Source organism: Agrobacterium sp. CCNWLW32 (genome assembly GCF_037083425.1).
GTDB classification, from domain to species: Bacteria; Pseudomonadota; Alphaproteobacteria; order Rhizobiales; family Rhizobiaceae; genus Agrobacterium; species Agrobacterium radiobacter.
Map to the genome: position 1 here is coordinate 41,336 of NZ_JBAOJM010000018.1, position 22,968 is coordinate 64,303.

The 22,968-nt window shown below is 58.2% G+C and carries 32 protein-coding genes; 26 read left to right on the forward strand and 6 right to left on the reverse strand.

The genetic code is table 11. The features are described 5' to 3' along the window. Window positions 1-635: 635 nt before the first annotated feature. From V6R85_RS24135 to V6R85_RS24225, 19 genes are all read left to right on the forward strand, one after another. Complete coding sequence (locus V6R85_RS24135) at window positions 636-1,031, forward strand: hypothetical protein (protein ID WP_336377284.1); 396 nt, start codon at window positions 636-638, stop codon at window positions 1,029-1,031. A gap of 273 nt (window positions 1,032-1,304) precedes the next feature. Continuing rightward, window positions 1,305-1,856: a hypothetical protein gene (locus V6R85_RS24140; RefSeq protein WP_336377285.1), complete on the forward strand. Its 552-nt coding sequence runs from the start codon at window positions 1,305-1,307 to the stop codon at window positions 1,854-1,856. 67 nt (window positions 1,857-1,923) lie between these two features. Next, window positions 1,924-2,361 carry a hypothetical protein gene (locus tag V6R85_RS24145; protein ID WP_336377286.1) on the forward strand — a complete coding sequence of 146 codons (438 nt, stop codon included), beginning with the start codon at window positions 1,924-1,926 and terminating at the stop codon, window positions 2,359-2,361. Between the two features lie 51 nt (window positions 2,362-2,412). After that, entirely contained in the window at window positions 2,413-3,336 is a 924-nt protein-coding gene (locus tag V6R85_RS24150) for a hypothetical protein (protein ID WP_336377287.1), read from the forward strand. Between the two features lie 230 nt (window positions 3,337-3,566). Next, the gene (locus V6R85_RS24155) at window positions 3,567-3,752 is read left to right on the forward strand and encodes a hypothetical protein (RefSeq protein WP_336377288.1); all 186 of its coding nucleotides are present in this window, start codon (window positions 3,567-3,569) and stop codon (window positions 3,750-3,752) included. A gap of 1 nt (window position 3,753) precedes the next feature. Then, window positions 3,754-4,203, forward strand: a complete 450-nt coding sequence (locus V6R85_RS24160) for a hypothetical protein (RefSeq protein ID WP_336377289.1) — start codon at window positions 3,754-3,756, stop codon at window positions 4,201-4,203. A gap of 13 nt (window positions 4,204-4,216) precedes the next feature. Beyond that, on the forward strand, window positions 4,217-4,462 hold the full coding sequence (locus tag V6R85_RS24165) for a hypothetical protein (RefSeq protein WP_336377290.1): 246 nt from the start codon (window positions 4,217-4,219) through the stop codon (window positions 4,460-4,462). Between the two features lie 2 nt (window positions 4,463-4,464). Further along, on the forward strand, window positions 4,465-4,917 hold the full coding sequence (locus tag V6R85_RS24170) for a hypothetical protein (RefSeq protein ID WP_336377291.1): 453 nt from the start codon (window positions 4,465-4,467) through the stop codon (window positions 4,915-4,917). 114 nt (window positions 4,918-5,031) lie between these two features. Further along, entirely contained in the window at window positions 5,032-5,472 is a 441-nt protein-coding gene (locus tag V6R85_RS24175) for a hypothetical protein (protein ID WP_336377292.1), read from the forward strand. 7 nt (window positions 5,473-5,479) lie between these two features. Beyond that, window positions 5,480-6,208, forward strand: a complete 729-nt coding sequence (locus tag V6R85_RS24180; protein WP_336377293.1) for a hypothetical protein — start codon at window positions 5,480-5,482, stop codon at window positions 6,206-6,208. 231 nt (window positions 6,209-6,439) lie between these two features. Beyond that, window positions 6,440-6,700 carry a hypothetical protein gene (locus V6R85_RS24185; protein WP_336377294.1) on the forward strand — a complete coding sequence of 87 codons (261 nt, stop codon included), beginning with the start codon at window positions 6,440-6,442 and terminating at the stop codon, window positions 6,698-6,700. A gap of 58 nt (window positions 6,701-6,758) precedes the next feature. Next, on the forward strand, window positions 6,759-6,896 hold the full coding sequence (locus tag V6R85_RS24190) for a hypothetical protein (protein ID WP_336377295.1): 138 nt from the start codon (window positions 6,759-6,761) through the stop codon (window positions 6,894-6,896). Further along, the gene (locus V6R85_RS24195; RefSeq protein ID WP_336377296.1) at window positions 6,897-7,268 is read left to right on the forward strand and encodes a hypothetical protein; all 372 of its coding nucleotides are present in this window, start codon (window positions 6,897-6,899) and stop codon (window positions 7,266-7,268) included. It begins immediately after the preceding gene. A 226-nt stretch (window positions 7,269-7,494) separates the two neighbouring features. Next, complete coding sequence (locus tag V6R85_RS24200) at window positions 7,495-7,761, forward strand: hypothetical protein (RefSeq protein WP_336377297.1); 267 nt, start codon at window positions 7,495-7,497, stop codon at window positions 7,759-7,761. 61 nt (window positions 7,762-7,822) lie between these two features. Beyond that, on the forward strand, window positions 7,823-8,512 hold the full coding sequence (locus V6R85_RS24205; protein ID WP_336377298.1) for a hypothetical protein: 690 nt from the start codon (window positions 7,823-7,825) through the stop codon (window positions 8,510-8,512). Continuing rightward, the gene (locus V6R85_RS24210; protein ID WP_336377299.1) at window positions 8,506-8,889 is read left to right on the forward strand and encodes a hypothetical protein; all 384 of its coding nucleotides are present in this window, start codon (window positions 8,506-8,508) and stop codon (window positions 8,887-8,889) included. Before V6R85_RS24205 ends, V6R85_RS24210 begins: the two co-directional genes overlap by 7 nt. A gap of 308 nt (window positions 8,890-9,197) precedes the next feature. Further along, window positions 9,198-10,118, forward strand: a complete 921-nt coding sequence (locus V6R85_RS24215; protein ID WP_336377300.1) for a hypothetical protein — start codon at window positions 9,198-9,200, stop codon at window positions 10,116-10,118. Window positions 10,119-10,244: 126 nt separating this feature from the next. Next, window positions 10,245-10,790 (forward strand): recombinase family protein, encoded by a 546-nt coding sequence (locus tag V6R85_RS24220; RefSeq protein WP_336377301.1) that lies wholly within the window; start codon window positions 10,245-10,247, stop codon window positions 10,788-10,790. Between the two features lie 61 nt (window positions 10,791-10,851). Continuing rightward, on the forward strand, window positions 10,852-11,736 hold the full coding sequence (locus V6R85_RS24225; RefSeq protein ID WP_336377302.1) for a recombinase family protein: 885 nt from the start codon (window positions 10,852-10,854) through the stop codon (window positions 11,734-11,736). 72 nt (window positions 11,737-11,808) lie between these two features. Here V6R85_RS24225 and V6R85_RS24230 read toward each other — a convergent pair whose 3' ends face one another. Together V6R85_RS24230 and V6R85_RS24235 are read right to left on the reverse strand one after the other, a co-directional pair. Further along, entirely contained in the window at window positions 11,809-12,348 is a 540-nt protein-coding gene (locus V6R85_RS24230; protein ID WP_336377303.1) for a hypothetical protein, read from the reverse strand. A 19-nt stretch (window positions 12,349-12,367) separates the two neighbouring features. Continuing rightward, a complete protein-coding gene (locus tag V6R85_RS24235) occupies window positions 12,368-13,189 on the reverse strand; it encodes a hypothetical protein (RefSeq protein WP_336377304.1) in 822 nt (273 codons plus the stop codon). A 343-nt stretch (window positions 13,190-13,532) separates the two neighbouring features. Between V6R85_RS24235 and repA the strand changes: the two genes are divergently transcribed. The 5 genes from repA (at window position 13,533) to V6R85_RS24260 (ending at window position 18,897) form a co-directional block, all read left to right on the forward strand. Beyond that, window positions 13,533-14,717 carry a plasmid partitioning protein RepA gene (repA, locus tag V6R85_RS24240; RefSeq protein WP_336377305.1) on the forward strand — a complete coding sequence of 395 codons (1,185 nt, stop codon included), beginning with the start codon at window positions 13,533-13,535 and terminating at the stop codon, window positions 14,715-14,717. A gap of 75 nt (window positions 14,718-14,792) precedes the next feature. Continuing rightward, window positions 14,793-15,782: a plasmid partitioning protein RepB gene (gene repB / locus V6R85_RS24245; protein ID WP_336377306.1), complete on the forward strand. Its 990-nt coding sequence runs from the start codon at window positions 14,793-14,795 to the stop codon at window positions 15,780-15,782. A gap of 157 nt (window positions 15,783-15,939) precedes the next feature. Continuing rightward, window positions 15,940-17,178 (forward strand): plasmid replication protein RepC, encoded by a 1,239-nt coding sequence (gene repC, locus V6R85_RS24250; protein ID WP_336377307.1) that lies wholly within the window; start codon window positions 15,940-15,942, stop codon window positions 17,176-17,178. Between the two features lie 313 nt (window positions 17,179-17,491). Beyond that, window positions 17,492-18,469, forward strand: a complete 978-nt coding sequence (locus V6R85_RS24255; protein WP_336377308.1) for a hypothetical protein — start codon at window positions 17,492-17,494, stop codon at window positions 18,467-18,469. Window positions 18,470-18,555: 86 nt separating this feature from the next. Then, complete coding sequence (locus tag V6R85_RS24260; RefSeq protein WP_336377309.1) at window positions 18,556-18,897, forward strand: helix-turn-helix domain-containing protein; 342 nt, start codon at window positions 18,556-18,558, stop codon at window positions 18,895-18,897. Here the strand turns inward: V6R85_RS24260 and V6R85_RS24265 are convergent, their stop codons facing one another. The 4 genes from V6R85_RS24265 to V6R85_RS24280 all read right to left on the reverse strand — a co-directional run bounded on the left by V6R85_RS24265 (window position 18,898) and on the right by V6R85_RS24280 (window position 21,750). Further along, window positions 18,898-19,302, reverse strand: a complete 405-nt coding sequence (locus V6R85_RS24265) for a hypothetical protein (protein ID WP_336377310.1) — start codon at window positions 19,300-19,302, stop codon at window positions 18,898-18,900. A gap of 78 nt (window positions 19,303-19,380) precedes the next feature. Further along, window positions 19,381-20,235, reverse strand: a complete 855-nt coding sequence (locus tag V6R85_RS24270; RefSeq protein ID WP_336377311.1) for a hypothetical protein — start codon at window positions 20,233-20,235, stop codon at window positions 19,381-19,383. A gap of 45 nt (window positions 20,236-20,280) precedes the next feature. Beyond that, complete coding sequence (locus tag V6R85_RS24275) at window positions 20,281-21,174, reverse strand: hypothetical protein (RefSeq protein ID WP_336377312.1); 894 nt, start codon at window positions 21,172-21,174, stop codon at window positions 20,281-20,283. A gap of 36 nt (window positions 21,175-21,210) precedes the next feature. After that, window positions 21,211-21,750: a hypothetical protein gene (locus tag V6R85_RS24280; RefSeq protein ID WP_336377313.1), complete on the reverse strand. Its 540-nt coding sequence runs from the start codon at window positions 21,748-21,750 to the stop codon at window positions 21,211-21,213. Window positions 21,751-22,188: 438 nt separating this feature from the next. On the opposite strand from V6R85_RS24280, the gene V6R85_RS24285 reads away from it, so the two are divergent. Together V6R85_RS24285 and V6R85_RS24290 are read left to right on the forward strand one after the other, a co-directional pair. Beyond that, complete coding sequence (locus V6R85_RS24285) at window positions 22,189-22,665, forward strand: hypothetical protein (protein ID WP_336377314.1); 477 nt, start codon at window positions 22,189-22,191, stop codon at window positions 22,663-22,665. Then, window positions 22,665-22,968: hypothetical protein (locus V6R85_RS24290; protein WP_336377315.1), on the forward strand; the 304-nt coding region annotated here is incomplete at its 3' end. The genes V6R85_RS24285 and V6R85_RS24290, both read left to right, overlap by 1 nt.

The window sequence follows — 22,968 nt, forward strand, 5'->3', positions numbered from 1 at the left end:
TTTGATTTTCTCGTTATCGTTCTCTGCCATTCTCGCACCCCCATCACGCCCTTTGAACACTGCTGGCAGATCATTCCGTCAGGGTACGGCCTTCGGCCTCAATGGGACGCTTCGCTCCGTCCTCCCCATGCTCGCGGCCTTCGGCCCCTGTGCGTGGGTCTGGGCGGCCCTTGCCCCTGCCAGCCTGACCCGCCATTGGTTCAAGTACGGGCGAGACGGTGGTGCGAGAATGGCTTTCAAAAACGAAGCCGTTCCCTATGCCCTGTGGGCATCAGGTTTCTTGAAAGAAAAGATCGGGGCAAACAATGGCTAAAGAATAGCCCTTCAGGCCGCTTCGCGATGTCGATTCCTGCGATTTCATGCCCAACAAGGCATCCCCTGCCGCCGATCTGGTATCGGACACCAGCCCGAACGCCGATCTCCCTCAGTGCCCGCGAGGCAGTCCCGCTCTTTCAGCAGAGGCGCGACTATTCGAACCGGAAGGTGACGATGTTCCACGGCGAAGACTGGTCATACGTCCGAGACTTCATCGCCGCCTGATCTCCGGGGGGATTCCGGAATCGAGGGGAAGCAGCTATCCTGCTCCCTTCTCCTCCCGGGCACGGCTCGGAACTTATCGGAAGCCAGCCTGCCCTATGTCCAGACACCTCCCCGCCGATTATCGACGCGCCCTTGAGAGCCTGTTCAGGCATCGCATGATCGCTCGCGTCCTCCGGGATCGGCCGGAACTGGTCGAGATCGCGCAACGCGAGAACGACAGCCTCCGGGAGCAGTACGGCGACCACGGCCAGCTCGTCGAATGGGACGACATCCTGAAGCTGCCCCTGCCGGAGATCCGGCAATTGTTGACATCGAGATCCGAGCGCATGTTCCGCCTCCGGATCGACAGTCCCTTCATCCGGCCGCTGATCGGGCAGTTCGGCTTCGACCAGGATAAGCAGCGCCGCCGCATCCTTGATGCCAGCCGCCGACTGGTTCAGAGCACGCCGGACACGATCGTCGATCGAGGACGACTACCGGGACAGTCGTAGGGACTGTCGCTCCCCCTGCCCTTCAATGGATCGCCGATGGAAATCCCTGCTGTCGGCGGATTTTTCATGGCCGCAAGAAAAAAGTTTGTTGACCCTGCGAGCTATTCCGAGGGTTCATTTTCGGCTCGTCATTTTTATTCATTTACGCTCTTGCGGTAGGCTCCGCCGACAGCAATCATATTCATAAGGGAGGACGCAACGGACCCTCCCGGCCAACAGAGAGGACTCCCGATGCCCGCGCGCACGCCCTCCCCGACATCCAAGGAATTCAACATGACCAAGATCCAGAAAATGCTACGCGCCGCCATCAAGGCTGCCACAGAGGCCGAGCGCGTCAAGATCACTCGAGACGGCGAGCTATTCATCATGCTGCCTCGCGACAACGAATGGCTGCACGCAGGGCCGCTCGATTCAGCCGAGGACGCGCTGTGCAGGGGTTGCGCGAATGGCCGCGTCCGCGAGATCCATGCCCCCGAAGTCGTCGCGTACCGCGTGGCGATGGATTACCCTGCAGAGGGCTTGCCGATGCCAACGACGACAGCAGCAGCGCCGGAAGCGATCGTCGAGGGCGAGCGGACCGTGATCGGCCTGTTCCCGACAGGCAGCCGCAAGCCCACCTCTGAATGGGAGCCGACTGTGGACGGGCTGGTCGAAGCGGCATGGTTCGCTCGTCCAGGCATCCGGCTTTGCATCGGCAAGGTCTCGGTCAGTGCCGAGGACATCCGGATCCTTCGCAAGGCCGCTCCACAGGAACGCGAATGGTTCATGCACCCTGACAGGATCGCTGAAGGGCTCGAGAGAGCGCGGCGACTCCTTGCCGCCTGACACCATCCGGAGTGAGTTTCAGCTCCCCCTTCTACTCCCCATGACATCTCACGAAAGGATTCCAGTCATGACCACGACCAAAACAGCTCGCCCCGCGGCAAAGCCAGTCACCCGCCCTGTCGGCGGCGCTCACAAGATCGCCCCGGTTCCGAGAGTCTCGAAGACGGACGCCGCCCTCAAGCAGCTTCGCGAGGCCGCGGCGATGATCGATAAGCTCGAACTGCTCACCCGCGAAATCGAGACTAAGTTCTCGACGATCGATCTCACCGACTTTCCCCAAGGCGATCGCAAGCTGATGGAGCGCCAGATCGCTCTCGCGCAGGCATCGAACTGGGCGACCCTGACGGCCATCTCCCGCACCGTCGAGCATGCTGCCAATGGCCTCAAAAGCGGCTCCATGTCGCCGCGAGATCTGCGCAGGACGAAGCCCAAGGGTGCTGCAGGAAGGCCCATTGAGGCGGAGACGGTCGGGCTCAACTTCGACCTCACCGACTTCCCGGCGTGACCAGGAACAGGGAGCAGTAGAGGGAAGAGGAGGTTCCTGCGCTGCTCCCAGATGTCGGTCGCCATTGTTCCTTGCGAGGTGGCCGCCGACGATTTCGACAACGCGCTCATGAAGGGCGTGATCAGAGGAGGAACAGCAATGAGTGCTGGAAGACAACAGACGGCCGAGGAGCTGGCTTATTACAACAGCCCTGCATTCCGTGCGCGGGAGGAGAAGGCGAAGGCAGAAGCTGCCGGGAAACTCAAGTACACGACGACCGCTCGTTGGATGCGGGGCGAGTCGATCGAGGAATTCAAAGAAAGCGCGAAGGCACTGAAGCCCGCGACCCCTCATAAGGAATATCTTGATTCTGCAACCGTCGAAAAGGCGACGATCCGGCGCATGGAGATCGACAGACAGAAGGAATACGATGCCCTTGTGTCGCACCTGCCGGAGCCGATCGCCAAGCAGTTCAAGATCGGCTCAGACATCCCAAAGACGATCCCCGGAATGCCGCACCTGGCTTCTACCATTCTCGGTCGGATGCTTCATGTCGCGCAGGACGGATCCCGAAGCGTTGTTCATGTCTGCAGGGCGAACTTCACGCCCAAAGGCATCGATCCGAACGGCCACCGCTTCGAGGAGATCCCCGCGCAGTACGACGGCGTAAAGAACCGGGCTGTCACCTACCTCGTCGGTCAGAGGATAAATCCGGATGGCTCCCTCGGGGAGATGGATCGCAAGTTCTTGACCCCGGATGGCAAGGCGATGATGACGCACAGCCTCGGTGACGTGCAGGCCGCTCTCATGAAGATCGGAACGGCCAACCTCGCCATCATGAAGCAGCAACGCCAGAAGTCGGAAACTGCCCAATTCGGATCGCAGGCTCAGCGAGACGCCTTCCGCGCTTATCAATCTCAGCTCCGGGCACAGGAGGACGGTCGGAACTACGGCCGCGAGCAGCAGCAGGATGCAGGCCGCTCATTCGGTCGCTGACCCCCTCGAGGCCGCCGATGGAAATCCCTGTCGGCGGCCTTCTTCATGTCCGGCCAGAAATTATTTCAAACTCATTCTGTTGACGACCTCAGTGATCCCCGCGCCGATTATTTCGAGTTTCATAGCATCCCGTTTTTTCGTTCATTCAGGCCCTTGCGGTAGGCTCCGCCGACAGCAATCATTGATACAGGAGAGGCCGAAGAGCCTCAAAAGTAGAGATCGGAACTGACATGCTGAACCTCCCCGAGAACATCATCGACGACCTCCCAGAGTCGGACTACCTGCCGGACTACGGCGTGACGTACAACGAGTCCGGACTGGCCGACATTCACATCGGCCACCTGTTCGGACTTGGGGAAGAGCCCGCAAGCTACCGGACAATCCGCCCTGTCTTCCTCTCGAAGTTGGAGGGCTGAGATGAACCGCGCGCAGACGCTCATCGAACTCGGCGGCACGCAGCCGATCACGGACGAGAACATGGTCGCGGTGAACGCGGTTCTGCATTCGACGAAGAACGCGAACGCAAGCTATCTGATGCACTTCCACGGCCTCAAAAGCCGTTGCCTCAAGGCTCAGAGCATCCTGCAGCAGCTCGGGCTTCCGGAGTCCTGTTGGGACGGCGTCGAGTTCAGCACCTATAGCAACGGCCCCGGTCGCCGCTACACCTTCAACACTGTCGTCGGCGTCTGGGCGAGGGTGCGGCGTATCGACGGCGAATGGCACCTGGTCGACGCCGAGAAGTGCGCGATCGCGAAGACCGAGGACGGCAGTCCCCGCTTCCAGCCTTTCACCGCTCAGCAGTGGGAGCAGATCCCGGATCCCGACGACAACCCATATCGGCGGGTCAACATCAGGTTCTCGAAATAGAAGGAGAGAGATCATGACCACAGTAGCAGCACACATCAACGAGTTCGTCGCGGAGTTCGACGACGTCATCCCTTCGAAGCCGAGGAATGTCGCAATCGACAGCTTCGCGAAGATCGAAAAGGCCGCAGCCAGGGCAAGGAAAGCGAATCCGGGTGCGCCGGATTTCCGGAAAGCCCACGAGACCCGCAGCCCCAAGGGATTCTTCTTCGATCCCGCCAAGCGGCTCGATCTGGCCGACTTCGACGGGCTGGGCTGGTGAGCATGGAAGAGGACCTGACCAGCCAGTTCGACTTTGAGTGGCAGTCGAGCATCGACGACGAGCTGAAGGAGCTTGAAAACTACGTTTTCGGCAAGGTCACGACCGTCGATGAGAACAACATCCTCCGCCGTCATGCGGGCGATCCGACCGAGGAGACATCGCAACAGCTCCGTCAGATTGCAGCCAGGTATCAGCGCGGTGAGCTGGGAATCCTGTTGCCAGTTCTCATTCCCTTCGCCGGAGGTGATCAGAAGAGGATGGCGACCGACTTCTTTGCAACGATCGAGGAGCAGGACGACGAGAATGTCTCGCATATGTATCGGCTGGCGAAGGTTTGGGCATCCGATCTCGGCTTCAAAATGCCCGATGATGCACCACCGATCGATGAACGCCCGATGGACCTGATCGAGATCGAGCGGCCTTGGCCGGAGATGTCGTCGATCGCTGTCCACTAGATGCCGCGCTTTATCCGGCTGCGCCGGCGGCAGCCGAGATAGCGAGCGACATCGATCGGGCGGCCTGCGCCCGCTTCGACTCCGATAGCTCCAACAATTCCAGAGGAGGAACTCATGTATTCAGGACCATCGCAGCCTAAGGAGCTGCTCACGCAGTCCGGAAAACCGGAAACGATTCAGACACTCGATTTCGGTTACATGCTCGTCAGCACGAACCCCGAGGATCAGGTTCTCATCGTCGGCCGCGACGGCAAAGACGGTCGCGAGGCCATTGATGCCGATTTTGTTCCCGGTCTCCGGGAGTTCATTGCGCCCATCGTGAAGTCGTCTTTAGCAGCCGGAGGCAAGATGCAGCTTTTCCATTTCGAGCCCCTCGACGACAGCAGGGAGATGAAGATCGCCGCCTGGCTACAGATGATGGATGCGCGAGGCGTTCATTGGATCCGCGTCATGCCTGTTCCGCTCGACATGCCGCTCGATCGCGACGGTCAGCTTGCCTACGACTTCGAGCCGTTCGAGGCGACATTCGCTTCCCGGTTTGCCGTGAAGCACTGAGGCCGCCATGACCAAGAACCTTCATGCCCTATTCGATGTCGAGAAGACGATCGCCCGGACTAATGAGTTCGGCTTCATCTCGGAATATGTCATCCACGATCTGCACTGTCTTCGAACTCTGGTCGCCAACGAGGGCGACGAGGGCAAGATCGAAACCCTCTTTGAGATCGCCGTCGGGAAGCTCCAGGTCGATCAACGAGATGCCTGGGATCGCTGGGAATGGGACGACTACAAACTCTTCGACATCGAAACCCCTGCTTTGGGCGCACCCTTTTCCGACCTCAGAGCCGTCCGGTCTCTCTTCGACGATCGGAACCGCGAGCTCGGTAAGTTCGCCCTCCAGGTGCCGACCGATGACCAGCTCCGGCTCATCGAGGAAGACGCGCTGCTCTCCCTGCAGGATTCGGGATTGCCGGAAGTCGTCTGGCAAGGCGTCTCCGGCGCCTACTTCATGCCTGCCCCGCCTGTCGGCCCCTACAACGGCTGGAAGCTCTCTCTCCTCTACTCCGATCGTGATTGGCATCTCGACCGGATTGCTGTCGGCGGAGGTGGAAGGCGGCTCTTCCGCGGTTTCCTCCTGCAGGTAAGCGATAACCGAATCCAGCTACTTGAGCAGGCCGGATTGCCGACCCGCCACTTTTCCCGGCAGAAGGACGTTCGGATGACGGATGGCGATGGCAATGTCAGCTACCGGACGATTTGGACCTTGCCGGAGGCAACCCGGTCAATCAACTGACCTACTGATCCGCCGATGAAATCCCTGTCGGCGGATATTTCATGGCCGATCCGAGATTATTTTCGAAGCCATTTTGTTGACCACGCCAGTGTCGGTCAGCCGTGTCACTTCCGGTTTTAAACTACCCTCTCCCGTCCTTCATTTTATCGCTTGCGGTAGGCTCCGCCGACGACAATCCTTGTATTCAGACGAGGGCGATCAACGCCTTCGGAGGAATAGAAGAGAGGGGACATGTCCAAGTTTTTCACTGTCAGAGATCTCGCCATGATGATCACTACGGGATCCATTGCAGCCGCCATCATTGTGACAGCTCCGCCCCAGAACATTGTCGACTGCATCGCTCTCGCAGTCACAGCAGTCTTCGTAAATCGCGTCTTTTGGTACCCGACACAGACGGCCAATTTCTGCAGCAGTGCGTTCGTGTCCGGCCTCAGGGCGATGGTTAGCGTTCTAGTCTGGGCCTTCCAAAAGATCCGGCGCAAGGCCGCCTGATTACCGTCCGGGCGGTTTGAGGAGCCGCCCATCATTTCCACGAGGAGGAACTTACGTCATGAAACCGCCCACCCAGAAACCCGAGCTGCCGCCGATCCTCAAGATCGCATCCGCCGCCAACCAGATCGCCGCCGTCGTTCCGATGTTTGCAGCAGCCGTCCTAGTCGGCGCCGCGACCTCGAAGAAGGAGAAATAAATGAACACCCTTATCAAGCCCCTGCAGATCATCCAGTCCTACACGACTGACGACAGCGCGAAGCAGACAAAGTCGTTCTCGCCACCGCGGCCTTCGAGCCCAGCGATCGTCCATCTCGCAAACGCACTCCGGGAACCTTACGACGCCGTCTATGACGACGCGCGACAAGAATCGCTGATGACCCCCGAGCGGCTCGCTGCGAACGCAATCATCACGACCTTCTACGGGCAGATCGATAGCCACCATTGTCCCTTCATCGACAAGGAAGACGGTCGCGGCGAGTTGGTTGATGGCGTCGCCAACATCATCCGACATGCCTTCGATCCCGAATCCCGCAAGGAAGCCGAAGCGATAGCTTCCGTCCACTGGTGACGTTCGTCGACTTATCCCGCCGACCAATCCGCCGACAGAACCGCCTTCCGGGGCGGTTTTTTCATCTCCGCTGAAGAAAGTTTGTTGACCGCGCTCGCAATATCGACGGCCGGATTTCTGCACGTCTTCTGTCTTCATTATTTCCCTTGCGGTAGGTCGCGCCGACAGCAATGATTGTATTCAGGACGAAGGCAATGGCTGCCTCGAATTTAGAAGGAGAGACGACATGGAGCTGATCGGGAACCTGCAGCAGATCGCAATGGACTTGGCAATCGACAGCAAGGCCTCCGGGATCGACGATTTCGGATGCTTCAAGGACGAGGACTGGAATCTGACGGAAGCAGAATGGGCCGCCGTCTGCATGGAAGCCGAGCGCCTGCTGCCGATTGTCAAGGCACCGGATGCCGCCCGCGCCGAATGGTCCGCAGCCAACAGGGAACTCCGGGCCGAGCAAGCTGCCGAGCAGCGCACCGTATTGGGTGGCTCGTTCTAACCGACATCATCCAGGGCGGCAGGAGGAGCCGCCCTCACCATCACGAGGGAGGACATATCAGATGGGCAAGAAGACGAACGACAACAGGACATCGACCAGCTTTGGCAAAGAAGTGTTTCTGATCCCAGTCAGCGATAAGGGCGGCATGGGCATCGAACAGGCCGCCGCATTCCTCGACAACCTGATCGCATCCACGAAATACCATGCTGAGGGGAGCGAGGACGACACGAAGGGCGGTCATGCCCTGATCACTAGCGGCGGCTACTTCTTGTCGCCAGAGGATCGCGCCGAAGCTGAGACCAAGGGTCTCGAGTATTACGACCTCCGGGAAGGCGAAGGGAAATCAGCCGCGATGTCCGGCTACATCCGCATGGTCGAAGCCAGGACGAACGTTGAGGCTCGCCGGATCAACAACGAGATCCGCAGGGAGCGCCGTGAGGTCGGATATGCCTTTTGGTCAAAAGGAGATGGCAAGTGGATCGACTCTGAAGAGGTCAACCGTCAGAGGGAAGCCATCAAGGCTGCGATCGACGGCGGTGCCACGATGATGGAACCAGAACCGATTGTGTTCAGGCACTATCCCGCATCGATCCATGGGGACGAGCTGCTTTACTGCCACAATGTATTCTTCAACGTCACCAATCGTCGTCGCCGCTTCAGGCTGGATCCTTCCAATCCCCTCCCCCTCGCCGGGACCGTGTTCGATCCGCGCCGCTATCGTCAGATCAATCGGGGAGAGCGGCCATGTTGAACGACTTGCCCTTCTGCTCCCCCTTCGAGATCGTCGGAGGCAAGCTGCAACACAAGGACGACGGCATCCAGGTCATCGACATCGAGCATATGGACCCGGATGCGATCCATGCCGCTGATGCCGTCGCCCTGCTGCAGGCCCATGGCATCTCCTGCAAACTCCGCTTCCTAGTTGGAAAGAAGCCGCGGGGGATCCGCCTGACCAAGCTCCCGGGCGTCGCGCCGATCCCGGCCGACAAGCAGGGCTATGTGAAGTTCCCACTGGTTCAGGAAATCATCCATTACATCGGCAAGTTCGAGGCCGAGCATCGCAACGTGTTCGGGACCGAATACGAGTACCTGATCGACACCAAGCCGACCCACGCCAACGATCGTTGACTTGTCTGCGTTGTCAACCATACACGACGAGGCTCCTGATCCGCCGATGGTTTCCCTGCTGTCGGCGGGGTTCGCGTGTCCGGCCGAAATTATTTTCGAACCCATTTTGTTGACCCTGCGAGAGATCTCAGAGCGGTTTTCTCCCGGATTTCCAGCATCTCCGATCCGGCTTCAATTTTATTCATTGCTACGCTTGCGGTAGTCTCCGCCGACAAGCATCCTTGTCTTGAGGAATAGACGAGCGCGGGTTTCGGCCCTCTTCCTTCTACTCCCGAAATTGCCATCCAGCGGAGAGGAGGCCGCGGATCATGAATACAGCTATCGCAGTCGAAGACTTCCCGCAGGAACCTTGGGAGCGCGTGTTCCCGGATCCGAATGGTGTCTACACATTCGACAACGTCCATTCGGCCGAGGTGCCGCACTGGACGATGCACAGCCCGAGCGAGCTTCCGATCGTCGATCCCGACGGCAACTATCACCTCGATGTCGGCCCCGGCAATCCGCACATGCACCAAGCGCTGTTCGATCTCGCGCTCGAGGTCCGCAGAATCTTGCCGACGGCAAGGATTAAGGTCGCGCCCCGGCTCTATCTGCCGGACAGCAATGGGGAGATGATCCTGCAGAAGTCGTTCGCGGTAACTGAGTTTGACGCTCGCCTCGGCAAGCATGGATGGTTCGCGGTCCCCACCCTGCTGCTGTCGACCAATCAGGGCGTCGAAGAGGCTTTCCGCGAAGCTTACAGGTTCCTGTGGCTACTGATCGAGACCGAGATCCCGTTTCTCGAATCTGTCCCGAGAGGCACCATGAAGGACATAGAAAAGATGTCGTTCGTCGAAACCAATGCGATCTTCTACGACTGGCTTTTGAAGTTTCCAAAGTTGCCGGGTGAGGCCAGAAGCGACTTCCTGCTGAGGATCGCTCAGGAGCGACGCGCACTAACGTTCTCGAACATGGCAATGGATCGCTTGGGCGGATGCTGGGATGACGACGCTTCAACGGAAGCCGATCTCCGCAGGAAGACACACGACATGATGTTCCGGTGGGCGCTGCGCGGCACGCTCGGGAAAGTTATTAAGGACGAATACGGTCCTGTTCCAGAGAGCGGACCCGCTCAGCCGATAAGCGAGATCGGTCGAGAAGAGGTTGAACGTATGGAGAGCGTGCCGTCTCTGAGCGAAGCCAGTCGACAAACGCTCGCCAAACTTCTCGAGACGGAGGACTGGGGATGATGTCGCATAATTTGGAAGTTGTGCGACACAGGCTCGGCAACATGTTTTCAAGTCCCTTGGGCTGTCGCACAAGTCTGTCGCAGGTTATCAATACTTGCGACATGATTTGCGACAAGAAGGACGGCTATGGAGATCGGCTACGCTCGCGTTTCGACATCGGGACAGGACACCGCTCAGCAGAGGGCAGAGCTGACGTCCGCAGGCTGCTCGCGGATCTTCTCCGAGAACATCTCGGGGGCGAACAAGGATCGGCCGGAACTGGGCAAGATGCTCGATCACATCCGGCCCGGAGACGTCATCATCGTCACCCGGCTGGATCGCCTCGCCCGATCAACGATCGATCTCCTGAACATCGGGGAGAGGATCGCGGCGGCCGGAGCTGGTCTGAGATCGTTGGCCGAGCCATGGGCCGACACTACGACCCCGGCAGGGAAGATGATCCTCACTGTCTTCGCGGCGCTGGCAGACTTCGAGAGATCGCTGATCCTCGACCGGACTTCATCCGGGAGGGCGGCAGCCAAGGCCAGAGGGGTCAAGTTCGGGCCACCGCCTGCATTAACCCCGGAGCAGATCGCCCACGCAAGGGAGCTGCGCCAGACGAAGACAGCGACCGAGGTGGCGCGATTGCTGGGGGTACACCGGGCAACGATCTACCGAGCACTCAAGGACTGAGTCCTCTGGAACCACACGGGATGTTTGCTAACAAGGATTCGAGAAGTAGAGGAACGAGGCGATGAAGCTGTTTGCGTACACGCTCGGCGTCACAAAGGAAGACCAGGATGAGCAGAAGGCAAGGCTGGTGGCGCGGTTCCCTGAGGCCGCCAAGGTCTATTCGGAATCGTGCAGCCGCAACGGCCGATCCGCTGGCAGACCCACCCGGCAGACCCGAGGTCATGCCCTGATGGCCGTCAAATCCGGCACAGTGCTCGCGACCGACAAGATCGAACGCTTGGGCGCCGACGAGGCTGAAGTCACCGCGCTGTGTTTCGCCCTCCTCGAAGAAGGCGTCCAAATAGTGGCGATCGACGACGGCGTTGATACGCGCAAGGATTCGATGTTCAGCGTCAGCATCCAGGACAAGCTCGGGAAGCTCAAGATCAGGAAACCCGATGCCCGCAGGATCCTTGCAGACGCACGGCAGCTCGGCGCGCGCACCCGCCACGTCCGTCTATCCGACGACAAGAAGGCGGTCATCGATCAGGTCACGGCGCAAGGCGCTGTCGCCAGCGTTCGGAAGCAACTTCGTCAGCAGCTCCTTGCGCAACACGAAGCGAAGGTCGTTCAACTCCTCAATGAGGGCAAGACCCCGACGGAGATCGGTCAGGACCTCAACGTGGCAGAGCGCACAGTTCGCAATATCGCCAAGCATCACGGACTCAATATCGACCGTCGCTTCAAGAGCGGTATAAAGGGTCGTGTTCTCGGGGCCGAGGATCAGCAGGCCATCGCGAAGCGCATTTGGAACGGCGAGAAGGCCACCGACCTTGCTCGTGAATACGGTGTCCAGGTGCGCTCGATATACCGTGCGCAGGAGGTCATGGAAGGTCGCGTGAAGCTCAAGCGTTACCAGAACGGCAACAACGCTGAATTAGGTAAAGCACCATTGCGGGGCGACTGAAGTGCAAGAAAAGGCCTCCATTTAAGGGTCTGACGTGTTCGAAGACGCGCCGTCCTTGCGGGGCAACCTGCGTTAATCAGGCGTTCCCGAATGGACATGTCTAAAGGCTTCCGCGAAAGCTTCCTGCAAATGCTTGGGTGGAATGGAAAGGAAGGCGCAGGCAACTGGTGCGAACGCTTCAATTGCGTCGACGGGGGCGGCGAAAGCCACGTTAGGTCTCGCGATCTCGAGGATCTGTGTGATCGAATTGATCTCACCGAACTCAATCACGTGGTCCAGCTCGTGACCGAATTTATTCCTTACCTTGTTGAGCTGGATGATGCCGGGACGGACAAAAGCCGCGCTCACCTTTTCGGCCGGAAGCATCTTTGCTTTCTGAGCAAACGTCAGACGCAGCTCGCCAAAGTCGTTGAACCCAAAGGTCTCTTGGAGGTAGCTATTCAGGAAATTCTCGACGACCAGGTGGGAGCGCAGTACGCGTCCGATCACATCATGATCCGTGGCTACCAGCGCCAGGAAGCGAGCGTTGTTCCGATGGAAATCTTGCTCGATTTCGCCCCAGTAGGGCTTGAGGACGTCCATCGCTTCTTTAATACCTTCGATCTCTCGCATATTCGCCCCTCTATTCCCATCACTTCTGCTCAAGCGTGATCGGGATGCTGCCGATAGTTCCGGTGAAGGTCTCTGGCGGCTTCCACCATTGTTCGTACGCAGCCGCCCCAGCCTGCACGAGACCGACACCCATCAGCACCATCGTCAGCCAGAAGATGCCGTTCTGGATCTTGAAGTTGTCGCCGTGTCGACGCTCTTCCTGCTCGAAGCCTGCGATCGTGTTGAGAGCCTTGGGATTCAGCCTGTAGCCGTTATGCTCGGCCTGAGCGAGATCTTCCGAAACCTTGAGCGAATCCAGCAGGAAGGTGTAGTACGTCATCAGCTCTTCCATATCCGGCCGATGCACCCAGCGCACTGAATAGAAGTGCGTCAGGAGACTGGTTGGATGGGTCGTGAAGGTCCGATCCTTGATCGTCTCCGCCATGATGTACGACAGCACCTTCATCCGATCCTGCCGGGGCAACTCCTTCTTATTGAAGCGCGACTGGAGGAAGCGATCGAACTTGACCCGGATCCACGGCCAGCGTGACCACCGATACCGGAGGAACTTGGGGATCCCGACGCTGTAGAACGTCCATCCGCGATAATAGTGCTGAACATAGAGAGTGTAGCTCGGTAGCTCTGCCAGCGGGACCGACCGATCCTCGGTGAAGTTCCGGCCGTCGAGTGACCACTTACCGCGGACCTCGTTGCTGTCGATCTCCCGGATTGAAAGACGAGCCTCCCCGGCTTCGTCGATCAGGAAGGGAGCATAACAATCATTCTGTAGCGCCCTCTCCCCCGACGTGGGGATCATCGCCGGAGCCTTCTTCCGCAGCGTCGTCGCGATGACGCGCTTCATGGCGAACTGCCGGATCCAAGCCCCTATTCCCATGCCAATCCCCCGATCGACGACAGCGTCCGCTTTCTTCTACTTCCGAATAGACCAGCGAAAAGCCGGAGTAGAGAAGGAGGAAAGGTAGCTCATTGTTTACGTGATTCGGACCGTTCAGACGCGCGAGGACGCTCCTAAGTCTACGAAATTTAACAGCTATTTTTCTCCTGGGCTCGCATTTCGAATCCAGTTAAGACTTTGTTAACACTAAATTCCTTGCTGAGAGATCAGAATCGGACGATAGTTGCGCAAATGATGGCGATGTGGCCATTTTTTCGAAAGTGATGCCACTCAGGACATAGTTTGCAAAATGAACCCTCGGCCGAACAGATTTGACATAGAGATCGCTGATCAAGGGGCGAAGATTTCGAGTGCGCTGCATATGCTGCGCAGTCAACAATATCCCCCTGACGCACGCAAGGGATTGCGGAAGTTCCAGATCGCAGAGGTCGCGGATTTCATGGGCGTAACCCAAAGCCATCTCCGGCAGCTCCACTCGGAGGGCAAAGGCCCAGAGGTCGAATCCGTCGGCGGTCGTCGCTACTACACTGGCGAGCAGATGCTTGAGCTTCGCGAGTATCTCGAAGCGAATAAGAAATCCGACAAGCGATATTACGTGCCGAGACGCCGCGATGGCGAAGCGATGCAGGTCGTCTCCGTCGTAAACTTCAAGGGCGGCAGTGGCAAAACCACGACGGCCGCTCACCTGTCACAATATCTCGCCCTCACAGGACACCGCGTCCTCGCCGTCGATCTCGATCCTCAGGCGTCACTTACATCCCTGTTCGGGATCCAGCCGGAACTGGACGATACCGCGTCGCTATATGAAGCCATCCGCTTCGATGACGAGCGGAAACCGATCGCGGAAGTCATCCAGCCGACCAATATCCCCGGCTTGGATGTCGTTCCTGCGAACCTGATCCTGCAGGAGTACGAATACGACGTGCCTCTCACGATCTCCAAAAAGGGAGACGAGGGACGGCTGTTTTATATGCGCATCACCGATGCCCTGAAGGAGGTCGATGACAAATACGATGTCGTCGTCATCGACTGCCCGCCGCAGCTTGGCTACCTGACGATCACGGCGCTGATGGCATCAACCGGGATCCTGATCACCATTCATCCGCAGATGCTCGACATCATGTCGATGTCGCAGTTCCTGATGATGCTCGGCGGGATCATGACCCCTGTGGCTGAAGCAGGCGCCGAGATCCGCGTCGAATGGTTCCGCTACCTGGTCACGCGCTACGAGCCGACGGACATTCCCCAGCAGCAAATGGTCGGCTTCATGCAGTCGATGTTCGCGCAGCAGATGATGAAAAATCACGTCCTCAAGTCGACCGCGATCTCAGATGCGTCGATCCGGAAGCAGACCCTGTATGAAGTCGAGCGCAGTGAATTCGTCCGAGCCACCTACGACCGTTCGATTGAAAGCCTGAATGCGGCCAACGGCGAGATAACAGAGCTCATTCACAGCACCTGGGGGCGGAAATGACGAACTTGTCAGCCGTTTTTTTCGGCGGTTTCGATTGCGATGTCAGAAGCTTGTCGACGTTGAAGGAGGGTTCTCATGTCTCGTGAAGATCCATTCAAGAAGCTCGATCTATCCGCCCTGCCCGCCGGAAGGTCTGTCAAAGCAGGTTACGGCATGACAGGTGCCGCAAAGACGGTCGTACGGTCTATCGAGGATCTCGCTGAGAACACGAAGAAGCTCATGGAAGGCGAAGTGATCGTGGAACTGGATCCGCGCTCGCTCGATGTCTCGCCTGTTGCTGATCGGCTTTCGGACGATGACGAGGAATATCAGGAACTCAAGGAGGCGATACAAGCATCCGGTCAATCGACTCCGATCCTTGTGCGGCCGACCGAGGACGGAGCCCGGTACATCGTGGTTTTCGGCCATCGCCGTCGCCGGGTTGCCGAGGAGCTGGGGATCAAGGTCAAGGCCGTCGTCAAGAAGCTGGACGATATTGCCTCCGCGGTCGCGCAGGGACAGGAGAACTCCGCCCGCTCGAACCTGTCGTTCATCGAACGCGCATTTTTTGCTTCGAACCTGCTCGCGTCCGGCCTGACGAAGGATATCGTCAGATCGTCATTGGCGATCGACGAGGCCATGATGTCGAAGATGCTTGGCGTGGTCGAAGTCGTCCCCGCCCAGGTCATCAAAGCTGTCGGCGCTTCGAAGAAGGTAGGTCGCGACAAGTGGCTCAGCCTTCGCCAACTGCTGCTCGCCCCTGCCCTGCTCAAAGTCGCCAGCGAACATGTGGGCTCGCCCGACTTCCTCGCCCTCCCCGAGGACAAGAGGTTCGACGAGCTTCATGGATACCTGACCCGCTACAAGAACAAGTCGGCGGCCAAGAAGCCAAAGACAAACGTATCCTCAAGGGAATGGAAGTCGAGCGACAATTCGCTGGGACTGGTGATGAACCCCAAGTCGAAGAAGGTGGCTATCGAGCTTTCGAATACGGAAGCGAAGCCATTCAGCGACTGGCTCTCAAATCATATGGACCGTCTGTATGAGGAATACAGGCAGTCGAAACCTGAAGCTAACGGAGACTAGACCGCAAAAGAAAAAGGCCCCCAAACGGTAAACCGTGGAAGCCCTTCTCGTCATCTCTAGCAGGATCGAGAATCGCATTTCCCGGAATCACAGTCAAGAGTCAGTGGCACCGTTTTGGTGAGCGGATTTCTTTTGCCTGACGAAAGGTGAGAGAAAAATGCAAATGGGACATGTAACGACGCCATTCGGGCGGCGGCCGATGACGCTCGCCCTCGTGAAGGGGCAGCTTGAGGCCGCGGAAACGAAGCCTTCTGGCAAGATCGACAAGTGGAAAGTGTTTCGCGATGTGAGCGAAGCCCGACAGCGCTTTGGTCTTCAAGACAGGGCGCTTGCCGTTCTCGACGCTCTCCTGAGCTTCCTGCCGAACAATGAACTTTCCGACGACATCGGCCTCGTCGTGTTCCCCTCCAACGCCCAGCTTAGCGTTCGCGCACATGGCATCACTGGGACGACACTCCGCCGTCAGCTCGCCGCCCTGGTCGAAGCCGGACTTATCCAGCGCCGGGACAGCCCGAATGGAAAACGCTACGCACATCGTAGTCGCGACGGCGAGATCGAACAGGCATTCGGATTCGATCTGAGACCTCTGATGGCGCGCGCAGCAGAGATCGCTCAGGTCGCGCAGGACGTGGTAGCCGAGCGCATTCGGTTCCGCAGGTCGAAGGAAGCGCTGACAATTTGCCGACGTGATGTCCGGAAGCTGATCACGGCCGCGATCGAGGAAGGCGCTCCGGGAGATTGGAAGGTCTGCAGCCAGGCGTTGGACGGCATCCTTGCGCGTCTTCCACGCTATCCAGCCACTGCTGAGATCGAGGCGGTCCTCGACGAACTGGAGCTTCTCCGCGAGGAAGTAATCAACCGACTGGATTTGCAGCCAATTGCTGAAAATATGGATGGCAATGACATCCAGAACGGATGCCACATACAGAATTCAAATACCGAATCCATCTATGAACTTGAACCTAGCTCTGAAAGGGAGCAGGGCGAGAACTTGCCGGGTGAGCCAGAGGCGGAGAGCGTGCCGAAGGCTGCGAGGAAGGCCGAACCGCTCAAGCCGTTCCCACTGGGCATGGTCCTGCGAGCCTGCCCCCAGATCAGCGACTACGGGCCGGGCGGCATGATTGCGCATTGGCGCGAGCTGATGACCGCTGCGGTAACAATCAGATCAATGCTCGGTGTCAGCCCCTCCGCATACGAGGATGCCTGCAATGCCATGGGGCCGGAGAATGCGGCCGTCGCGATGGCCTGCATCCTTGAGCGAGCGAACTTCATCAATTCGGCCGGAGGCTATTTGCGAGATCTGACACGCCGAGCCGAACGCGGCGAATTCTCCCTTGGACCGATGCTGATGGCTCAGTTGAGGGCGAATGGAGAGGCATTCGGGAAGACCGGATGAGGTGGCCATGGGGAATAGAAGAGGAACCGTCTCGAAATCGATGCCGAAAACTTGTCAGCCGTTTTTTTCGTTCGTTTTTCGTTATCTGCCAATGGCTTGCGAGGTTTGAAGCGCCGTCATCCTGCCTTGGGAGGGATCCATGAGGGATCTAGGACAGCTTGGCGCTTCGTCCTGATGGCAATTTAGTTCGACTTTCTAACCATCTGAAAATTCACGGTTTCGGTCACTTTTTCCTTGTTCCTCGCTCCGCCGACAGCGACTCTTATGGTGAGGGGAGAAAATGCTCTCACGAACAACAGAGGAGGAACACGGCATGAAAGCATTTATGGGCAGGATGATGGCTGGGGTGTCCCGGCTCGTGGGCAAGGCCGGAGGCGGTCTGGGCAAGTGGATCATGAAGCCTGGTCAGATGATCATGGTCGCCGGAAAGCAGGTCTGGCAGGCTGGCGAGTGGGCGCTCGACACCACAGCGGATATCGTGGAGTACGGGATCGAGGCCGTGGACACTGCCGTCGGCTTCACCGCGCAGGCGGCAATCCATGTCGGGCAGGATATCGTAGCGGGGACTGGTGCAGCGGTGACGACCGTCGGCAAGTTTGCTTGGAACAACCCTGTCTCGAAGGTCGCACGGAACGTCGGCAACTTCATGATCGGAGACCATCGCCCGAGGATCGAGCCGAACAAGATCTCGAAGAACGATGCGAAGAAGTCTGTCCAGGCGGACAAGAATGCCAACCCGGCCGAACTGGCGGCTCTCAAGGCGGCATACATCAAGAACGATCCGGAACTGGTCGAGCGGTACGTCGGAGCCGAGAACAAGGCGCAGCGTGACGCTGCATTCGAAGCGATGTCCCCCAAGGCTCAGTCATGGGTAAAGGAGCTACAGCCGACCGATCTCTGGTCGCTCAAGGGCAAGTCCGCGGTGGAGATCGCCGCCCACATGGCAGGAGACAAGGCAATCGCGGGAGTGGCGAATGTCGAATCCTACTACGGTGCGGTTAAGGCTGCCGAAGCAGCTCCGGACGTCCAGAGGGATAAGACGGTCACGGAACGTCGTCAGGAAAGGACAGCGAAGAAGATCGCCAAGCGAGACGCCGCGAACGGTGCCACTCCCGAGGTGGCAGGGACAGTTCCCGGACAGGCTCCCGAGGTCAAATCGACTGCCCAGCAAGAGGTCATGGCCTTCTTCGGACCCAAGGTCGCCAAGGAGGAGGAAGTCAGCGAGTACTCGCAGGCCGCTCTTCCGGCGTACAGGCCCCCGGTCCCGATGCAGCGGAAGGCCATGGCATAAGGTAGCCATTTGTCGATTCGAAATCATTGGGTTAGATGAGGGCGGGAAACCGCCCTTTTCTGCGTTTCTGCGTCATGAGGACTGCAATGGCAAAAACAATGGATCCCGCCTACTTCGTAGCGTGGCGGAAAAAGATGGGGCTGACGCAGGCCCAGTTCGCCTCGAAATCAGGCGATCACCTGGTCACCGTCAAAAGATGGGAGACCGGAGCCAGAAAACTGCCGCCGCATATCGGATGGATCATGGCCGCAATAGAACATGGCCTCGAGCCTGTCGGACAGGAGGCCATGTTCGAGGTGACTGACAACCGGGAGCCTCCGAACGAGAACGCGAGGATCCCTATTCTGGGCAAGGATAGGAAGTCAGGCCTGTCGGACTGGGTGTATCCGAGAGAGATCGACAAGAAGCCAGACGACGAGAACGAGTGATCAGCCAGCCTTAGGGATCGAGATCCTGACAGCAGAGCCGCCGCCTTGGGCTTCCTCGAGCTCTTCTTCGAGATGGGCAACCTTGGCTTCCTCGGCAGCAAGGAGTGCCTTCAAGGTCTCGATCCGGTGTTCCATGCCAGCGATCTGCTCCAGGTGCCGTTCTTCGCGGTTATGGGCCATCAGGAACTGATCCATCATTTCCTTGAGGGCTTCGCCAAGATGATGCGCGGTGTCGACCATCTGCCGAACCTCGCGTTCAGAGTAGCGGCCGTCATGCTGGGGGAACTCCAACAGCTTCGCCATGGCATCTTCGAAGAGAGCAGCGACACCCACCACGCCGACGGCGATCTGGCCTGCGGCGGCCATGGCGGGTTCCTTCTTGTTGTGGAGGTTGTAATCGAACATGTCAGCCTTCCCTTCGCTCTCTCTACTTCCAATTCGGGGCGGCCCGGAGGGCCGTAATTTAGATCCTACGCAACGGCCTCAGGTCTTCTTCAGTCTCCGGCGTGTCCATTGTGTCAACAATGTACCGACAACCCCGAGACCGATCAGACCCCATGTGCCGAGCTTCACAACAGCTTCCCTCCAAAGGGCTACCAGACCGTCGAGGCCAGTAGTCGATAGCAGAGGCTTGTCCAGGGCGAGATCCGCCTTGCACTTCGTCTGCCCATTCACAACGAACCGCTGTTCCGGCAGGCAGAAGGCCGCGAAGACCTTTGTCATGTTGTTGTTCGACATCACGGTCAGGTTCTCCTTGGCATCAGAGCGGGAGAAGAACGAGGCCGAAGTCGCACTCTCGGCATGAGCGATGTCCTTGGACACGTACCAAGTTATCCCAGCAGCAGCGATGATGAGGGCGGCTGCAGTGGCATAGGCAATCGCGTGTTTGTCGCGTTCTTTCCTGAAGTCGAGCTTGTCGCGATCGTCATTCCACTTTCTGATCCGGGCGTCTTCGCTATCGCGGGACTGCTTGATGATGTCGTCGAGACGATCCTTCCAACTGTCCTCAGCAGCCTTGAGGAGACCTTTCCCGAGGCCGAGCATCTCGTTTCGGAGGGTCTGGATCTGGGCATTGGTGAAGCCTTCGAGTTTGCCGTCGAAGGCCTCGACCATTTCAAGAACCGCGCCGCGGATGTCGTCGCTCATGATCTTCGAGAGGCCATCCATCTTCGAGAAGATGACCAACCAGAGGATCACGGAATCATCAGGGGCAATGCGACCGCGATCCATCAGATCCTTTACGGTGCGGCGCTGCTCCTTGGTGAGTTCGAAGGAGGCGGAAAGTTTGCCAACCTTGGTTGCTGTATCCAGGTCGAAGTCGTCGGTATTATCAAGCATTTCCACCCTCCTTTCTTTGTCCGGGTGTTGGGAATTCTCGGCCCCTTAGAGGCCGAGCAGTTTCAGGTGGGGCACGAACGCCTTCTGCGCCTGCTTGAGGTAGTTCTGGATCATCGACTGTTCCGTCGACGTGAACCACGGATGGTCGGCCGCTTCCGCAAACGGCAGCTTGTAGGAGTTCAGCTTCGCGTTCAGACCGATGTCGAGAGCCGGAAGCAGGATCTCGTGCTTTGGATTGCCTTCGTCATCGAAGCCATACATCTCTCCGAGCTGCTGGCGAGCAGTGCCACCCTGCTTCACACCGTCTGGACGAGTGAAGCCGTACCAGAAGGGGAACTTGCTCTCGCCCTTGCCGAGGCGTTGGTTGACGACAACCAGGTGATCGGCGCGATCCCCGAAGAGATCGAGGTAGATGCCGACCGAAATGGTGGCAGCTTCGTCGTCATTGACGACATGGATGAAGGTCAGACGACGCTTGTGCTTGTCTGCCATGTCGAGGAAGCCTTCGACGCTATCGCCGTCGTCGAGGATGTTCATCATGCTCTCGAGCGCGCCACCCTTCATATCGTGAAGGACGATGTGGCTCTTCGAGGCGAAGGTTTCGGTCAGCGTTCTCGCGCTCTCGCGTTCCGAGATCGAATACTGGGCGACACCCTTGAGCGGATCCTGCGGGCGGACGACCTTACCGTTGTCGTCGCGGATGGCATAGGACGAGGAAAGGGAGGAACCCGTCTCGTCGCCATCCCAGAGTTCAGCTTCTGCTCCGCCATCGCGGTAGACATGCGCCACCGTCTTCGCGGTGAAGCTCTTGCCGGGGCCGCCCTTGTTCGAGGTGACGATAGCCGCCCGTTTCCATTTCAGATGCGCCAGCAGTGCAGGCACGGCGGTCTCGGTCGGGATCGGCTCGGGAGCCGGGGCTGCTTTGGTTGCTGTCGCCATGTTTTTTACTCCTTACAGTGTTCGTGTGTCTGGTTCTCATGCTTCTCGGTCGAGTGCCGAGAGCGAGACCTTTTTCTTAGGTGCGGTTCCGGCCGAGCCAGATCCGGCGCCTGGATTCTGATCAGGTTTGGCATCGGATGTGTCATGCTTGCTCTTGCCTTCGGCTGCGCCTTCCGATTTCAATGCCGGGGGAATCGTCGCCCCGCTGGCTTCGGATGTTGGTGCGGAGATTGCCGCCGAACTGCGCCGCGTTGCGCCCCTTGGCTTGCGAGCCTTCTTGGATTCCGTCTCGCCGCCTCTGAGCTTTTCTGCATTGCGAATGAGCTGGCCCATGTTCTTGCCATCGCTGTTGGCCCAGATGCCGCCCTTCGCTTTGAAGACCTCAGCGATGTCGATCATGGTCATCCCATGGACTTCTCTCATTTCCTTGATCGCGTTCCAGACATCATCAGAGGCAATGATTTCCTGCTTGGTCAGCGGCTTGGTTTTCACCTTGCTCTCGACCACGTTCTTCGCCAGTGCTTTTAGCTCGGCGGCGAACTGTGCCGTGTCTACGATCTCATCTTTCTCTGTCATTGGTTTTCGTCCTGTTCCTCTCCTTTGCGCTGACATAGAAATCCTGCTTGGCGGCGCTTGTGTCAAGCACCTATGAAAGCATGGCGCTATCGGCGGATGGTGTCAACGCGCAAACGATGTAGAATTGTATGTTGCATTCTATGTTGGTTTCCGTAATGCTAACGCAGATATCAATGGGGCTTCGCAACTCTCTATCAAACGGAATTGGATAGGAAGGCGCGGAGCATCTACGATTTCATCTAAGAATGCGTAAATGCGATTACCTAATTTGTCGGCTTGCAAACGATGTCTTTACACTTGCGTCATAGGTTGCCAGCCTAAAAAGGTAATCTCTCTCACACGAGACGCAACTGCGTTGCTGCTCGTGTCGGAGTCAAAACCTCCGAAGGCCCGGTTTCGCTGGGGATTTTGGACGGAGCGAAAACAGGGAAATGACCGATGACGGAAGAAATGAAGAAGAAGGGCGGAAGGCCCCGCAAGGAACCGGATCCTTTGGTGAAGGAGTTTCGATTCAATGCCGCAGTTGCGGATATCGACTTCGTAGATGCCGCCGCGAAGCGTCTAGGGATGGACAGAGGCGCTCTCATCAGGAGGGCAGTAGAGGCCTACGTCGATCCCCTCGCCCGTCTTCAGGAGGCAGCGAAAGCGTCGGACCAGATGCGCACTGACATGCGTGAAATGCGCTCTCTTGCATCCAAGACATTCGACATGATCTCGCGCGTCGGTCTCTTCATCTCTGGACTGTATGCTGCCGAGAACAATCTAAAAGCTGAAGCTGCCGCCGAATCAACACGCGAGTATTTCGAGAGGCTCGAAGCCGATCTGGCTGCTTCCTCTTCTATTCCCGATGACCTCTCGGAGGTGGACGGTCCAGCCGTCGAGGATGACGATGCCATGGGCTGGGAGAACCGCTAATGGTTACGAAGGTAAAGCGCGCGGCGCAGTTCTCGTATTTCACAGGCCTCAACGATGAATCGAAGAAGGAAGCGGAAGCTGGCCTGACCGCGAATCTCAACGAAGCAATTAAATCAAGCGTGAACTCTGAAACCAATCAGGTGGCTCGTTATTATGCGAAGCACGACGGAGTTTCGCAGCGTGAGGCTATCGGCGTTTATTTCGTGCCAGCAGGCTCCACCCCCCTGTTCTCGAATGTGAAGAACGGTGAAGCGGCGAAGACGTTCGACATCATGAAAAATGGTGACGGTCTCGATCCTGTAA